Annotated in this window: 14 protein-coding genes; 13 read left to right on the forward strand and 1 reads right to left on the reverse strand. The window is 42.7% G+C overall.

The genetic code is table 11. The features are described from left to right. The first annotated feature begins 19 nt into the window (after window positions 1–19). The 13 genes from MGG13_RS00955 (at window position 20) to MGG13_RS01015 (ending at window position 15,214) form a co-directional block, all read left to right on the forward strand. Entirely contained in the window at window positions 20–1,060 is a 1,041-nt protein-coding gene (locus MGG13_RS00955) for a GTPase domain-containing protein (protein WP_239035053.1), read from the forward strand. Window positions 1,061–1,202: 142 nt separating this feature from the next. After that, window positions 1,203–2,501 carry an ABC transporter substrate-binding protein gene (locus tag MGG13_RS00960; protein WP_239035054.1) on the forward strand — a complete coding sequence of 433 codons (1,299 nt, stop codon included), beginning with the start codon at window positions 1,203–1,205 and terminating at the stop codon, window positions 2,499–2,501. Between the two features lie 58 nt (window positions 2,502–2,559). After that, window positions 2,560–3,426 carry a carbohydrate ABC transporter permease gene (locus tag MGG13_RS00965; RefSeq protein ID WP_133431397.1) on the forward strand — a complete coding sequence of 289 codons (867 nt, stop codon included), beginning with the start codon at window positions 2,560–2,562 and terminating at the stop codon, window positions 3,424–3,426. After that, complete coding sequence (locus MGG13_RS00970; RefSeq protein ID WP_239035055.1) at window positions 3,426–4,235, forward strand: carbohydrate ABC transporter permease; 810 nt, start codon at window positions 3,426–3,428, stop codon at window positions 4,233–4,235. The genes MGG13_RS00965 and MGG13_RS00970 overlap by 1 nt, the downstream gene beginning before the upstream one ends. A gap of 1 nt (window position 4,236) precedes the next feature. Then, a complete protein-coding gene (locus MGG13_RS00975; RefSeq protein WP_239035056.1) occupies window positions 4,237–5,247 on the forward strand; it encodes a LacI family DNA-binding transcriptional regulator in 1,011 nt (336 codons plus the stop codon). Next, entirely contained in the window at window positions 5,244–5,972 is a 729-nt protein-coding gene (locus MGG13_RS00980; protein ID WP_133431400.1) for a ThuA domain-containing protein, read from the forward strand. The genes MGG13_RS00975 and MGG13_RS00980 overlap by 4 nt, the downstream gene beginning before the upstream one ends. Further along, entirely contained in the window at window positions 5,965–6,981 is a 1,017-nt protein-coding gene (locus MGG13_RS00985; RefSeq protein ID WP_239035057.1) for a Gfo/Idh/MocA family protein, read from the forward strand. Before MGG13_RS00980 ends, MGG13_RS00985 begins: the two co-directional genes overlap by 8 nt. Before the next feature lie 12 nt (window positions 6,982–6,993). Then, the gene (locus MGG13_RS00990) at window positions 6,994–8,037 is read left to right on the forward strand and encodes a Gfo/Idh/MocA family protein (RefSeq protein WP_239035058.1); all 1,044 of its coding nucleotides are present in this window, start codon (window positions 6,994–6,996) and stop codon (window positions 8,035–8,037) included. 2 nt (window positions 8,038–8,039) lie between these two features. Beyond that, complete coding sequence (locus MGG13_RS00995; protein WP_239035059.1) at window positions 8,040–9,008, forward strand: sugar phosphate isomerase/epimerase family protein; 969 nt, start codon at window positions 8,040–8,042, stop codon at window positions 9,006–9,008. 12 nt (window positions 9,009–9,020) lie between these two features. Continuing rightward, complete coding sequence (locus MGG13_RS01000; RefSeq protein WP_239035060.1) at window positions 9,021–10,169, forward strand: ABC transporter ATP-binding protein; 1,149 nt, start codon at window positions 9,021–9,023, stop codon at window positions 10,167–10,169. Between the two features lie 84 nt (window positions 10,170–10,253). Next, entirely contained in the window at window positions 10,254–11,924 is a 1,671-nt protein-coding gene (locus tag MGG13_RS01005; RefSeq protein ID WP_239035061.1) for a glycoside hydrolase family 13 protein, read from the forward strand. Between the two features lie 137 nt (window positions 11,925–12,061). Next, complete coding sequence (locus MGG13_RS01010) at window positions 12,062–14,416, forward strand: thermonuclease family protein (RefSeq protein ID WP_239035062.1); 2,355 nt, start codon at window positions 12,062–12,064, stop codon at window positions 14,414–14,416. Window positions 14,417–14,491: 75 nt separating this feature from the next. Further along, window positions 14,492–15,214: a VOC family protein gene (locus tag MGG13_RS01015; RefSeq protein ID WP_239035063.1), complete on the forward strand. Its 723-nt coding sequence runs from the start codon at window positions 14,492–14,494 to the stop codon at window positions 15,212–15,214. On the opposite strand, the gene MGG13_RS01020 is transcribed toward MGG13_RS01015, so the two are convergent. After that, window positions 15,205–15,459: a hypothetical protein gene (locus MGG13_RS01020; protein ID WP_133431408.1), complete on the reverse strand. Its 255-nt coding sequence runs from the start codon at window positions 15,457–15,459 to the stop codon at window positions 15,205–15,207. The two genes, MGG13_RS01015 and MGG13_RS01020, sit on opposite strands and share 10 nt — an antisense overlap. Window positions 15,460–15,535 lie beyond the last annotated feature (76 nt).

A 15,535-nucleotide genomic window follows, 5' to 3' on the forward strand; every position in this document is an offset into this window, starting at 1 on the left:
CGTTAATGGAGTGATGAAGATGAAAAATCATCCTTTAGTCAAAGCATACAGAAAGTTTGTCGCGAACCGTACATCGCATGCGATCGGCTTTATCGGCCAGCCTGATGCCGGTAAGAGCAGTCTGATTAATCAGCTGCTGCCAAAGGCTAAAGCTTATACCGGTGTCCATACCGATGCGACGCTGACGGCACAGTCCTACCTGCATCCTGTCTACGGCGAACTCGTTGATTTCCCGGGCGTCGGTACGGAGGAAATTACGCTAGTACAATATAAGAAAATCATTAAAACAAGTGGTATTCAGCGTTTCTATTATATTTTAAGCAGCAAAATCAGAGAGACGGATATGGACCTCATCAAGTATTTGGCGAAAGAAGGAAAAGAGATTCATTTCGTCTATAACAAAGTCGATGCCTTGATTGATGTCAATCATTCAGAAAGCAGTGAGCTGCTGCGCCATACTAAAAATACGGAACTCAAAGTGATGCTGCGCGGTGTATTGAAAGAACAGAAAGACTATTTGTTCACGAGTGCTTTAACAGGCGAAGGCATAGAGACTTTAAGAGAACAGATTCATAAGCAGATGGAAGAGATGTACGAAACATATCTCAAGCACTACCAAAGTGAAGAGATGAAGGATAGCTATCTGAACTACAAAGTGAACTCAGTCTTCCCCAAACTTTTTACGCCTGCACTTAAAGAAGTCATCTCCCATCAGAACTATACGACACTCGAGCGAACGATTCGCAGCCACTTCAGAGTTGAAGCAGACGACGTCTATGACAAATTTCATCAATGGCCGTCTATAGAGAAGCATGTGAAGGAGATTGAACAGCAAGGGTCAACACTAACGAAGATGATGGACATGACAAAGATGGCTCAGATGGTCCGCAGTGCATTTAAATTAAAATCAATCAATCCTATTCAGGCTGTCTTCAGTTCCCTGGTCGAAGCGGGTATAGCACAGGCACTTCCTGTTGTGCAAGCTATGATTCATTATACGAATGATATGAGAGAGGTCGCAAAGTATATTTTAGATAAGTCGACGCCTCTTTACAGATAAAGATGCTCTTCGGAGCTTCTTTTTTTTATGATTTTATGCAATCGTTTGCAAAAAAGTGTTGACGCTTAATTGATAGGGGTGCTAAGATGAATTTAATGATGAAAACGTTTTCTAATAATATATAGCTAAAGGAGATTAAGAGATGAAAAAATCGTCATTGTTAATACTTGTTCTATCTTTAATTTTTGCTTCAGTTCTCGCAGCCTGTGGTAACTCAGGTTCAGGTGGTGGTACTGCTAAGAAGGGTGACGGCGATCAGGTTACAGTCAATGTCTTCCAGTTCAAAGTAGAGTTCAAACAACAGTTTGAAGAAATGGCTAAGAAATATATGGCTGACCATCCAAACGTTAAAATCAACATTGAAACAGTCGGAGGCGGTAACGACTACGGTCAGGCATTAAAAGCTAAAATCGCTTCTAAAAACGAACCAGATATTTTCAATATCGGTGGTCCGGAAGATCTGAAAGTACACGCGAACCGTTTAGCAGATTTATCTGATATGAAATCAACTAAAGCGGTCATCGATGAAACTTTACTTGCACCGGTTCAAAAAGACGGTAAAACTTATGGTATTCCAATGAACCAGGAAGGTTATGGCTTAATCTATAACAAAGAAATCTTCGAAAAAGCAGGCGTTAAAGCAGAAGATATCAAAACGTTAGACGATTTAGAAAAAGTAGCACAAACAATCGATTCTAAAAAAGATGAATTAAAATTAAGCGGCGTCTTTGCTTTACCAGCGAAAGAAAAATGGGTTTTAAGTGACCACGCAGCAAGCATGTTCTTAGCTAAAGATTTCGACAATGACATTCAGAAAACAGCAGAAGCTAAAACATTACCATTCACTCAAAAAGATCAGTTAAAACAATACTTAGATATCCAGAACAAATACTCTAAACAGCCTGTTGCCTCTCTTGATTACTCTCAACAAGTAGAAGAATTATTCTCTACTGGTAAAGTAGCGATGATTCAACAAGGTAACTGGGCTTATCCAACAATTGAAGGAGTTAACCCAGAAGTAGCTAAAAACGTCGGCATCATTGCTGTACCAACAGGTTCAGGTGAAGCGACAATTCCAGTAGGGGTTGCCAATAACTGGGCAGTCAACAAAAAATCAGATGAAAAAGTTCAAAAAGCAGCTAAAGAATTCTTAGACTGGTTATACACATCTGATGAAGGTAAAAATATTGTCATGGAAGACTTCAAGTTCATTCCAGCTTATAAAGACTACGATACTTCTAAAATTGCTGACCCATTATCAAAAGAAATCTACAAGTATTCAGAAGAAGGTAAGACATCTGCATGGGTATTCAAAGGTTATCCGACAGGTTACACTGACGATGCTTTAGGTGCTTACTTACAAGATTACTTAACAGGTAAAATTTCATTTGATGAAGCAATCAAAAAATCTCAAGATGCTTGGGAAAAAGCAAGAAAATAATAGTTTAAAAAGGGGGTCACATTGCGTGCACTCCCTTTTTAAAATCTGAGGTGAAAAAATGAAGACAAAAAGTTTTGCGTTCTGGCTGTTCCTCCTGCCTGTACTCGTCGCATTGTTAATGGTCATCATCGTCCCGTTTTTATATGGTATTTATTATTCATTTACCAACTGGAATGGTGATACATCGCAGGTGCCTGACTTTATCGGCTTTGATAACTACATCAACCTGCTCAGTGATGACACATTTAAAAACGCGCTCTGGTTTACGTTCAAATATTCTATAGCAGCCGTATTCATCATTAATATTATCGGTTTAGGACTGGCACTGTTAGTGACAAGTCGTATTAAATCAAGAAACTTCCTTCGTACGATTTTCTTCATGCCGAACTTGATCGGTGGACTGATCTTAGGTTTCATCTGGCAGTTCATCTTCACGAAAGTATTTGCTTCTATCGGTGAGGCAATTGGTTCTGAATGGATGCAGGGCTGGCTCAGTGATACGACGACCGGCTTCTGGGGTATGGTCATTCTGTCTACTTGGCAGATGGCAGGTTATATCATGATTATCTATATCGCTTATCTGGAGAATGTGCCAGCTGACTTACTTGAAGCAGCAGAAATAGACGGTGCGAATGCGTGGCAACGCTTCAAAAATATCACGTTCCCGCTTGTGGCCCCTGCTTTTACAGTCAGCATGTTCCTGACATTATCAGGTGCATTCAAGATTTACGACCAGAACTTATCACTGACGAACGGTGGTCCTGGTAACTCAACGAAAATGGTGGCGATGGATATTGTCGATACAGCGTTCAAAATGAACTTGATGGGTTCTGCCCAGGCGAAAGCGGTCATTTTCTTCCTGATCGTTACAGCTATCAGCTTAATCCAGGTTTACTACAATAAGAAAAGAGAGGTGGAGATGTAATGAAAGCAAAATGGTATATTCTTGAGATTATTGCACTCGTTATCGGTCTTCTCTGGTTATCACCTTTCTACTTAATGATCGTCAATGCCTTTAAAACAAAGCTTGAGATTTTCGATAATACCCTTGCATTACCGAAAGAAAAGACTTTCCAGAACTTTATCGATGCATTCCAGCAGCTGAACTTTGCACAGACGTTCCTGAACTCTGTTCTTGTATCGGTTGCCAGTGTTGCGCTGATCATCATCTTCTCCAGCATGGCGGCCTATGCACTTAGCCGTAACAAAGGAAAAGCATCTAACTTTATTTTCTTCGTATTCGTAGCAGCGATGCTCGTACCGTTCCAGTCTGTTATGATTCCACTCGTTAAGATTTTCGGGGATCTGCAGAGCTTGAATATCTGGGGGCTGATGTTTATGTACCTCGGTTTCGGTGCAAGCTTATCTATCTTCCTGTATCACGGTTCACTGCAGGGGATTTCAAAATCGCTCGATGAAGCCGCAATGATTGATGGCGCGAGCAAATGGCAGATTTACTGGCATGTTATCTTCCCGCTCTTAAAACCTATCTCAGTGACAGTCGGTATCCTGAACGTCATCTGGATCTGGAATGACTATCTGTTACCAAGTTTAGTGCTCGGTCCTGGTCAGGAAACGATTCCGCTGAAGTTATTCTTATTCTTCGGTCAGTATACGAAGCAGTGGCATCTCGCACTGGCAGGCTTAACGATTTCAATTATCCCTGTTATCATCGGTTACTTCTTTGCCCAGAAACAAATCATCAAAGGTGTTTCTGACGGCGCAGTGAAATAAGATGGTAACGATTAAAGATGTCGCGAAAAGAGCGAATGTCGCACCTTCCACTGTTTCCCGGGTCATCAGTAACAGTGATGCAATCAGTCAGAAGACGACTGAGAAAGTCCGGAGAATCATGGAAGAGATGGGCTACATCCCGAACGTTTCTGCAAGAAGACTTGTCACAAAGCAATCGAATACCATTGGTCTCCTGCTCAAATCATCTTCTAAAGAGATGCGGCAGAATCCATTTTTCACAGATGTACTGATGAGTATCTCGAAAGTCTGTAAAGACAACGGATATTCAACGGTCATCTCTACAAGTAAAGAAGAAGCTGAACTGCTGCACGAAGTAAAAGAAATGGTCAGCAGTAATGCAGTTGACGGCTTTATCGTCCTCTATTCAAAAGAAGAAGATGCAGTCCTGGATTATCTGCGCAAACTGGATTGTCCTTATGTCATCATCGGTAAGAAGCTGAATCAATCCACAGATATTTTTATTGATAATAATAATATCGAAGCATCGTTTAAACTGACACAGTATTTAATCGATCTGGGCCACGAAAAGATTGCCTTTATCGCAGAGAATAAGACATATGCAGTTAACATAGACCGTCTGACAGGTTACAAGCAGGCCTGTACGGATGCGGGTCTTGAACTTTCTGTTTTTGAAGGCGCTGCAGGAACAGAAGATGTGAAGCATATCGTCCAAAATATGCCCGAGGAAATAACAGCGATTGTAACATCGGACAGCATGATGAATCTGAATGTCTTAAGTGAGCTTTATCTTTTAGGCAGACGCATTCCGGATGATATACAGACGGCTACTTTTAATGACTCCTATCTGAATGAAGCGGCATGCCCGCCTCAGACAGTGGTCGATATTTTTCCGGAGCGTCTTGGTCAGGAGGCAGCCAGCCGATTAATTGAATATTTATGTCATCGTGATATGCTGAAAGTGAGTAAAATGATTCCCACTCGTATTATTGAACGACAGTCTACAAAACGATTAAAGGAGAGAGACAAATGAAAGTGACAGTATGGAATGAATTCAGACATGAAAAAGAATCAGAGAAAGTCAGAAGCGTTTATCCAGAAGGTATTCATCAGCAAATAGCATCGTTTATAGAAGATGCTGAAGTCACAACAGCGACACTGGACGATCCGGAACATGGTCTAACAGAGGAAGTACTGAACCAGACAGATGTCTTAATCTGGTGGGGCCATAAAGCACATGACGAAGTGCAGGACGCGATCGTTGACCGTGTTCATAAGCGTGTTTTAGAAGGCATGGGACTGGTGGTCCTTCATTCCGGGCATTTCTCTAAAGTCTTCAAGAAGCTGATGGGCACTGGCTGTGACCTGAAGTGGCGTGAAGCAGGCGAAAAAGAACGAATCTGGACCGTTATGCCGAACCACCCGATTGCAGAAGGAATCGGTGAATATTTTGAGCTGGAACAGGAAGAAATGTACGGCGAGCATTTTGATATTCCGGCGCCGGAGGAACTCATATTCGTCAGCTGGTTCCAGGGCGGTGAAGTGTTCCGCTCAGGTGCAACCTTCAAACGAGGAAACGGTAAGATTTTCTATTTCCGTCCTGGTCACGAAACTTATCCGACTTATTACAATGAGAACGTACAGCGCGTCATCAATAACGCAGTGAAATGGGCACGTCCAACAACGAATGCGTATCCGACATACGGTAACTATCAGCCGCTTGAAGACTTGGGTAAAGGGGAGAAGACAGATGTTTAAAGTAGGAATCATCGGTTGCGGCAGTATCGCAACACATCGCCATATCCCCGAGTATCAGCAGAACAAGGACGCTGAGATTATCGCTTACTGTGACGTCGTCAAAGAACGCAGCGACGAGCTCGCAGCAGAATTTGGTGGCACAAGCTACAGTGATTATCATGAACTACTGCAGAATCCCGATGTCGAAGTTGTCAGTATCTGTACACCCAACTATCTGCATGCAGAGATGACAATAGCAGCACTTCATGCAGGCAAGCATGTTCTCTGTGAGAAACCGATGGCCACTTCACTTGAAGATGCAGATGCCATGATCAAAGCAGCAGAAGAAAACGGCAGAACATTGATGATCGGACATAACCAGCGTATCAACGAGGCGCATCAGCAGGCGAAAAAAGATATCGCTGCAGGCAAGCTCGGTAAACTCTATTCGTTCAAGACGACGTTTGGTCATCCAGGACCGGAAGGCTGGAGTGTTGATGGACCTGACAGCTGGTTCTTTGACAAAAAACGTGCATTTATCGGCGCGATGGGCGACCTCGGCGTACACAAGGCAGACTTAATGCGTTATATACTTGGCACAGAATTCACAGAAGTAGGTGCGATGATTGAAACATCAGCGAAAAAAGCAGATGTTGATGACAATGCAGTCCTGATTCTGAAGACAGCAGACGGTATTATCGGAACGTTAAGTGCATCATGGGCTTACAATGGCCAGGAAGATAACAGCACGATTATTTACGGCGAAAAAGGTATTCTGAAATTGAATGCAGACGACGTCTATACGTACCAGTTCTTCGGTGCAGACGGACAGATTGAAAGAGAGCAGCTCGGCGAAATACAGACGAATGAAGAAGGCGGCCAGAAGAACTCCCATACGATTGATGCGTTCATCAAAGCGCTGACAAATGATGAGACACCGATCTGTGACGGTCACGAAGGCCGTGCATCTCTGAACGTCATCATCAAAGCGATAGAAGCAGCACAAACTAAGTCGATTACACAAATTTAAGGAGCGTTTCTTATGACGAAAGTCAGACTAGGTATAGCAGGTGTCGGCGGTATTGCGACAGACAGACACATTCCGGCATTCAGAAATTTTGAACAGGTTGAAATCACACATGTCTATGATATCAATACGGAGCGCGCGATGGTTGTGGCCAATCAGTTTCAGATACCGCACGTCGCTTCCAGTTATGAAGAGATGCTTGACCATATTGATGCGGTCGTTATCACGACACCGAACAAGTTCCATGCGCCACTGACGATAGCAGCACTTGAAAAAAATATCTCCGTGATGTGCGAAAAACCGATGGCGACGACGCAGGCAGAAGCAGATGCCATGGTTAAAGCGGAAGAAAAGAGCGACGGTGTACTCCATATTGCTTACCATTATCGCTTTATGAAAGAAGCGATTGCAGCTAAGAAAATCATCGATAAGGGCATTATCGGTGAGCCGTTAGTCGTCCGGGTCAAAGCCATGCGTCGACGTAAAGTACCAGGCTGGGGCGTGTTCACGAACAAAGAACTACAAGGTGGCGGTGCCCTGATTGATTACGGCTGTCATTTACTGGACCTTGCGATGTGGCTTACAGGGAATCAGAAACCGGTCGAAGTATCAGCGCAGACTTATAACAGCCTGAGCCGTATGCCGAACCCGGTCAATGAGTGGGGTGTGTTCAATCCGGAGACGTTTGAAGTGGATGACCATGTGACAGCTTTCATTCGTTTTGAGAACAACGTGACGATGCTCTTTGAAACGAGTTGGGCTGCTAACGTCGAGAGCGACGAAGAACATATCAGTATTTCCGGTACGAAAGGTGGTCTGAATGTCTTCGAAATGAAAGTCAACCAGGCAGACGATACATTGATGACGACGCTTAATATAGACTATATCCAGATTGATCATCCATTCCAGCATCTGCAGGCAGAGAACTTCATTTCAGCGATTACTGACGGGACGCCTTTACGCGTGCAGTCAACAGAAGCAAAAGACGTCTCAAGTGTAATAGAAGCGATTTATTTAAGTGCACAAAAACAGCAGGCGATTCGAATAGAGGGGGAGTAATAATGAAACTAGGTGTATTTAATCCACTTTTCAATGACAAATCTTTCGAAGAGATGCTTGATTATGTTCAGGCATCAGGTGTAGAAGCAGTAGAAGTAGGCACTGGCGGCTATCCAGGCAGCAAACACATCGATGTTGACCAGTTACTCGAAGACGAAGCTGCACGTGAAGCTTATTTAAAAGCATTTGCAGAACATGGTCTTTTTATTTCATCATTCAGCTGTCACGGCAACCCGATTTCTCCGGATGCTGATTTCCGTAGAGAATCAGATGAGACGCTCCGAAAAACAATCAAACTGGCGGCGCTGATGAATGTGCCGGTCGTCAATACTTTCAGTGGAACAGCGGGCGAGTCAGAAGAGGCGAAGCAGCCGAACTGGCCGGTTGTCGCGTGGCCGACAGAATATGCAGATATCTATAACTGGCAGTGGGAGAACAAATTGATTCCGTACTGGCAGGACATCGCAGAAGTTGCGAAAGAAGCGAACGTCAAAATCGGTTTAGAGCTACACGGCGGTTTCCTTGTTCATTCGCCGTATACTTTACTTAAACTAAGAGAAGCAACGAATGAATTTATTGGGGCAAACCTTGATCCGAGCCATATGTGGTGGCAAGGAATTGACCCGGTGGCAGCGATTAAGATTTTAGGTAAAGAAAATGCGATTCATCACTTCCATGCGAAGGACACGTATCTCGATCAAGACAACATCAATATGTACGGTCTTTTAGATATGCAGCCTTACGGTGATGTTAAGACGCGCAGCTGGACGTTCAGAAGTGTCGGCTGTGGTCATGATATGACAGAATGGACACAGATGATGAGTGCGCTTAGAACATATAACTATGATTATATAGTCAGTATAGAACATGAAGATCCGCTGATGTCGATTGAAGAAGGATTCCAGACAGCAGTCCGTAACTTAAAGCAAGTCATCATTAAAGAGACACCGACAGATATGTGGTGGGCTTAAGGAGGAAATTAAATGGCAGAACTTAAACTGGATCACATCCAGAAAACATACGACGGTGGTAATACAGTCGTCAAAGATTTTAATTTACACATTCAGGATAAAGAATTCATCGTCTTTGTCGGTCCGTCGGGTTGCGGTAAGTCGACCACACTGCGTATGATTGCGGGATTAGAAGACATCACAGGCGGTGACTTATTAATAGACGGCGTTCGCGTGAATGATGTACCCCCTAAAAACCGTGATATCGCGATGGTCTTCCAGAACTACGCACTTTATCCGCATATGACCGTATTTGATAACATGGCATTTGGTCTTAAATTACGTAAGATGCCAAAAGATGAAATTAAGACTCGTGTCCACGAGGCAGCAGAAATTTTAGGTTTGACGGAATACTTGAATCGTAAACCTAAAGCACTGTCAGGTGGTCAGCGTCAGCGTGTGGCATTAGGACGTGCGATTGTCCGTGAAGCAAAAGTCTTCTTAATGGATGAACCGCTGTCAAACCTTGATGCGAAACTCCGTGTACAGATGCGTGCTGAAATCTCTAAACTGCATCATCGCCTGCAGACAACGACAATCTACGTCACCCATGATCAGACAGAAGCGCTGACAATGGCGACACGTATTGTTGTTCTTAATAAAGGGGATATCATGCAAGTCGGCACACCGAAAGAAGTCTATGATTACCCGGAAAATATCTTTGTTGCGGAATTTATCGGCTCACCGCCAATGAATATCTTCTCAGCACAGCTGCGAGGTAACCAGCTGCATATTGGTGAGTATTCATTCGATGTGCCGGAAAGCACACTTCGTACGTTAGAAGCAAAAGGCTACAAAGATAAGCCGGTTAAGTTCGGTATTCGTCCAGAAGACATCCACGATGAACCCGTCTTCATTCAGTCATCTGAAGGCACTTCATTTGAGACAAAAGTAACTGTCAGCGAACTCCATGGTTCAGAAGTCATGGTGTACAGTACATTTGAAAATCAGGAGTTTATTTCTAAGCTGGATGCGCGTAATGACTATCAGCCGGGAGACATCATTCGTCTCGCGATGGATATGAATAAAGCACACTTCTTCGATGCTGAGACAGGTGAACGTATTCGCTCGGCAGCAGAAGAACGCAGACGCGAAGCGAAAGTTAAAGTCGACCAAGTTTAATGTTTGAAATGAGGATGAATAGCTGTTAACATGCATAAATGTTAATGGCTTTCTTTATGGCTGAATACAGGAGGATATAACAAAATGGAACGTATCTGGTGGAAAGAAGCGGTATGCTATCAAGTGTATCCACGTAGTTTTAAGGATTCAAATGGCGACGGAATTGGTGATATCAACGGTATCACAGAGAAACTGGACTATCTGCAGGATTTAGGAATCGATGTCATCTGGGTCAGCCCGATCTATAAGTCTCCAAATGATGATAACGGCTATGATATCAGTGACTACCAGGCTATTATGCGGGATTTCGGTACAATGGAAGATTTCGACCGCCTGCTTTTAGAAGTGCATTCACGGGGGATGAAGCTGATCATGGATCTTGTCATCAACCATACAAGTGATGAGCATCCATGGTTCATTGAATCACGTATTTCAAAAGACAATCCGAAACGTGACTGGTACATCTGGCAGGACGCTAAAGACGGTAAGGAGCCGAATAACTGGGCGAGTATCTTTGAGGGTTCTGCCTGGGAGTATGATGTCACAACTGATCAATATTTCATGCATGTCTTCAGCCGTAAACAGCCCGATTTAAACTGGGAAAACAAAGAGATGCGCGAAACTATCTATAATATGGTCAACTGGTGGCTGGATAAAGGTATCGACGGATTTCGTGTTGATGCGATCAGCCATATCAGAAAATCATTTGACAAAGGGGATCTGCCGAATCCTCATAACCTGAATTATGTCGATTCATTTGAAGCGCATATGAACCAGCCGGGTATTCATCAGTATTTAGAAGAGCTGAAAGAAAAGACTTTCTCTAAATATGATATTATGACGGTCGGCGAAGCGAATGGTGTCACGACTGAAGATGCAGATGTATGGGTCGGTGAAAAAGAAGGTAAGTTCAATATGGTCTTCCAGTTTGAACACTTAAATCTCTGGGACCACAATATCGGAACAAGCTTTGACATTCTGGGTTACAAGAAAGTACTGGCGAACTGGCAGAAAGGACTTGAAAACAGAGGCTGGAATGCGCTTTTCATTGAAAACCATGACCGACCGCGTGTCCCTTCTACATGGGCAGATGACAAAGATCACTGGTATGAAAGTTCGACCAGCCATGCGACAGTGTATATGCTGCTGCAAGGCACACCGTTCATCTATCAGGGCCAGGAAATCGGTATGACGAACTATCCGTTCAAAGACATCACAGAATTTGATGATGTCCATGCGAAGAACATCTATAACAACGAGCTCATCAATGGCGCGTCTAAAGAAAAAGTGATAGAGATGCTGCAACGTATCAGCCGTGATAACTCACGGACACCGATGCAGTGGGATGCATCTGACAACGCAGGCTTTACGACAGGACATCCATGGATGAAAGTCAATCCGAACTATCCTTATTTAAACGTTGCACATCAGCTTGAGCGTGAAGATTCGATTCTTAACTTCTATAAAAAACTCATCAAGTTTAAAAAAGACAATCTGATTATGACATATGGGACGTTCGACCTGGTGTATCCGGAGCACGAAACGGTATTCGCGTATACAAGAACACTGGGAGACGAAAAAGTTCTTGTTATCGGTAACCTGGATAATCAGAAAGTAGAGCTTGATGACTCTGAAAACCTTGAATTCAATGCAAAGCAATTAATCATTTCGAACTACGATTACGGTTTTGACATTAAAACAAGCAACAGCATTCAGTTACAACCCTATGAAGCCCGCGTCTATCGCCTGGCGTAATATGATGACCCTCTTCTGCAGATGCAGAAAGAGGGTTTTTTACATATTTAATAATATGTTTACATTATCTACATATTCACTCCATATTCAATTGATAAAATAATAAAGCATTTAATCATAAGAAGAGGAGTAACGGGATGAAATCAACTTTCAAAGCATTTTTATCCATCATGATGGTTCTGTCACTTGTATTATCATTTGCAGGACAGCAAGCACAGGCAGCAGGGAAATTAATTATTTCAGAATACATAGAGGGTTCAGGCTACAATAAAGCGATTGAAATCTATAACCCGACGTCAGAAGCAGTCGACTTATCAACATATTCACTCGTTAATTTTGTTAACGGTGCGAGCGAAACAACAGGTACTGTAGCAGAACTTAAACTGAGCGGCACTTTAGCACCTGGTGACGTTTACGTCATCTCTCACCAGAGTGCAGCAGCAGAAATCTTAGCTCAGGCAGATTTAAAAACAGGTTCGGCAGCTGTTAACTTTAACGGTGATGACACACTCGTTTTATTCGAAAACTACAATGCGACGACTAAGACAGGCGAAGTCAATGATTCTATCGGTCAAGTTGGTGTAGATCCAGGCACAGCATTTGGTACGACGACTTCAACTTTAGATATGACGTTAGTACGTACAGCGGCTAACCTCACAGGGGATACAGATATCCATAATGCTTATGACCCGGCAGCACAGTTCACAGCTTTACCAAAAGATACGACTTCAGAACTTGGCACGTTCAGTGCACAAGTGACACCACCGGCACCAGAAGTCCCTCAAGCTGAATATCATGTCAACGTTGTACGTGTAGTCGATGGTGACACAATCAAGATTTCTCCAAGTATTATGGGTTCAGATACGATTCGTTATGTGAACATCGACACATCGGAGACGTACCACCTTACTTCTTATGATCCGGCTTTAATCGATACAGACTTAAATCACAACCAGAAATATCACGGTGAACAAGCAAAGAAAGCATTAAATGAAATGCTGGCACCCGGTACACCGATTACAGTTAAAGTAAACCCGGATAACATTACAGATGCATATGGCCGTATTTTAGGTCAGGTTATCAGAGAAAGTGATAATCTGAATACAAACTTAGAGCAAGTGAAACTGGGTATGGCTTCAACTTACTTCATCTGGCCAGTCGCTAATATGGATGACTATAATATGTTCCAGGCTGCCGTAGCAGAAGCACAGGCGAATCATTTAGGCATCTGGCAGACAGAGCATCCACTTAAAGAACTTGCATTTGAATTCCGTGCACGTTATGACAAAAAAGGTCTTCAACGCTACGTCGGAGATTCAGAAACTAAACTTTACTATGCACCAGAAGACTTTGCGAAAGTGCCTGTAGAACGTCGTATTTTCTTCGCACAGGAAGAAGCGATTGCACAAGGCTACAAAGTAGCACCAGATACAACTCTTCCTACTGAACCAACAGTAACACCAGCGAAAGAAATGACGATTCAGGAAGCAAGAACAGCGGGTAAAGGAAGAAATGCAATTGTAACAGGAACAGTGACTGCGATCGATGGCTACAATATCTATATTCAAGATGAAACAGCAGGAATGGTTGTACGCAGCAAAACAGTTAAGCCGGCGATCGGTGATGTGATAACTGCAACAGGCACAACGACTGAATATTACGATTTATACCAAGTAGAAACAGAAGATGTGAAAGGGACTGGACAAAAAACAGTTCAACCCTCTGTTACAGCACTTGATCAAATCGGTGAAGACACAGAAGCAGAATATATTGCGATTGAAAAAGTGAAAGTAGAATCAGTGAATACGTATAATGAATATACAGTATCTGATGCTGCAGGCCATACTTTCCTTGTTAAAACAACACAACCACTTGAAATCGGTGCAACTTATGACCGCATCGAAGGTGTTGTGACTTACAGCTTCAATGCTTATAAATTACTGCCTACATCAATCACTAAAGTAACAGAAGTACCAACAACAGAAGCACCAACAACAGAAGTACCGACAACAGAAGCACCAACAACAGAAGCACCAACAACGGAAGTACCGACGACAGAAGCACCAACGACAGAAGCACCGACAACAGAAGTACCGACAACAGAAGCACCAACGACAGAAGTGCCAACAACAGAAGTACCTGCTGTTCAACATGATGTAAGAGGCTTTGTCTTCTTTGATCAAAACAGCAATGGTAAATTTGATAGACCAGACCGCAAGTTAAAGAATGTAAAAGTTGATATTTATCAGAATGGACAATTAGTGAAAACAGTTAAAACTGATAAAGAAGGTCGCTATTCAGTTACTGTCAACGAAGGCACTTATGTCTTGAAGTTTGATGCGCCAGGTAATTTAGTAGAGACATTTGCTAATCAGACAAGTGACGATCTGGATTCTGATATTAAAGATGGTAAAGTAACCGTTAACGTAACAAAAGATATGGAAGACGTTACAGCTGGATTTGCAAAAAACATCGGTAAATTCCGCAAATAAGAATTTTGTAGAGAAAACACCTTTTCAGGTGTTTTCTTTTGTTTTCTTCCTTACAATAGTTTTGAGGTGAAAGAGATGAAATTACAATGGGACCATATTATTCACTATATAGACGGACTTGATTCATTTGAGTTTCCAGACCAGCTCCTTGATATACATGAAGGTGGCAGACATGAACAATTGGGTACATTTAATTATTTGAGCTATACGGATTTAAGTTATATCGAGTTCATAGATGTATTTGATAAAGAACGTTTGAAGAAGTCTGTAACGGGGGAGCAGCGTCTGAGTTTTGCTGCCACGTTTGAGAGAACAGTCTACCAGGAAGGCTGGAAACGGCTCTGTTTTCGAACGGATGATATAGAAGCCTTGAATGATCATTTCATTTCATGCGGATTGTCGACGATTGGACCGAGTCAAATGTCCCGCACTAAACCAGATGGACAAGTCATCAGCTGGCAGCTTCTTTATATTGATGACGACAGAATGGACAGAGAGTTACCTTTCTTCATTCAATGGGGGGAAGAGGATGAGAGTAGACACGAACAACTGGCGCCTTTGTTTCAGCCGCTTCGTGTCGTGGATATCACCTTGATGACGCAAAATAAAAACCAGTTCATCCAAAACTGGACAGACTGGTTTAATGCAAAGTATGATGGTAATCAGCTGTTAATACCGGATGGGCCCACCTTCACGCTGATGGAAGGCGATAAAGAAAGTATTGAAGCCATCACAATTGCGGGAATAGATCATCCTTCTATAGAAGTACACGGTGCCACATATCATTTTCAGGCATAAACATAGTCGTAAATATGCAGAACGATAAGTGAAACATGAAAGGCTACGATTAAAAGTGTTATAATAGCGAACGTAAAGTTAAGTCGGCTTTTTCTGACGATGAGAAAGAGAATGCTGATAATCGCACCGAGTGCCGCGACAATGATATTGAGATCAATTCGGTCAACGGACTGGTGTCCCTGAATGATAAAAATAAAAATTAAGTTCAGAAGTGCAATAACTGCAAGTAATATATTTCTAAACATAATAGCCTCTTTTCTTTAGGATAGGGTTATTATAACAGAACGATAGTGAACATGCTTGAAACGTGAAAGGAAGAAA

This window comes from Macrococcus brunensis (assembly GCF_022343725.1).
Taxonomy (GTDB): Bacteria; Bacillota; Bacilli; order Staphylococcales; family Staphylococcaceae; genus Macrococcus; species Macrococcus brunensis.

Coding starts and splice junctions, on each gene's coding strand:
- MGG13_RS00955 (WP_239035053.1), top strand. CDS start 20: ATGAAAAATCATCCTTTAGTCAAAGCATACAGAAAGTTTGTCGCGAAC.
- MGG13_RS00960 (WP_239035054.1), top strand. CDS start 1,203: ATGAAAAAATCGTCATTGTTAATACTTGTTCTATCTTTAATTTTTGCT.
- MGG13_RS00965 (WP_133431397.1), top strand. CDS start 2,560: ATGAAGACAAAAAGTTTTGCGTTCTGGCTGTTCCTCCTGCCTGTACTC.
- MGG13_RS00970 (WP_239035055.1), top strand. CDS start 3,426: ATGAAAGCAAAATGGTATATTCTTGAGATTATTGCACTCGTTATCGGT.
- MGG13_RS00975 (WP_239035056.1), top strand. CDS start 4,237: ATGGTAACGATTAAAGATGTCGCGAAAAGAGCGAATGTCGCACCTTCC.
- MGG13_RS00980 (WP_133431400.1), top strand. CDS start 5,244: ATGAAAGTGACAGTATGGAATGAATTCAGACATGAAAAAGAATCAGAG.
- MGG13_RS00985 (WP_239035057.1), top strand. CDS start 5,965: ATGTTTAAAGTAGGAATCATCGGTTGCGGCAGTATCGCAACACATCGC.
- MGG13_RS00990 (WP_239035058.1), top strand. CDS start 6,994: ATGACGAAAGTCAGACTAGGTATAGCAGGTGTCGGCGGTATTGCGACA.
- MGG13_RS00995 (WP_239035059.1), top strand. CDS start 8,040: ATGAAACTAGGTGTATTTAATCCACTTTTCAATGACAAATCTTTCGAA.
- MGG13_RS01000 (WP_239035060.1), top strand. CDS start 9,021: ATGGCAGAACTTAAACTGGATCACATCCAGAAAACATACGACGGTGGT.
- MGG13_RS01005 (WP_239035061.1), top strand. CDS start 10,254: ATGGAACGTATCTGGTGGAAAGAAGCGGTATGCTATCAAGTGTATCCA.
- MGG13_RS01010 (WP_239035062.1), top strand. CDS start 12,062: ATGAAATCAACTTTCAAAGCATTTTTATCCATCATGATGGTTCTGTCA.
- MGG13_RS01015 (WP_239035063.1), top strand. CDS start 14,492: ATGAAATTACAATGGGACCATATTATTCACTATATAGACGGACTTGAT.
- MGG13_RS01020 (WP_133431408.1), bottom strand. CDS start 15,459: ATGTTTAGAAATATATTACTTGCAGTTATTGCACTTCTGAACTTAATT.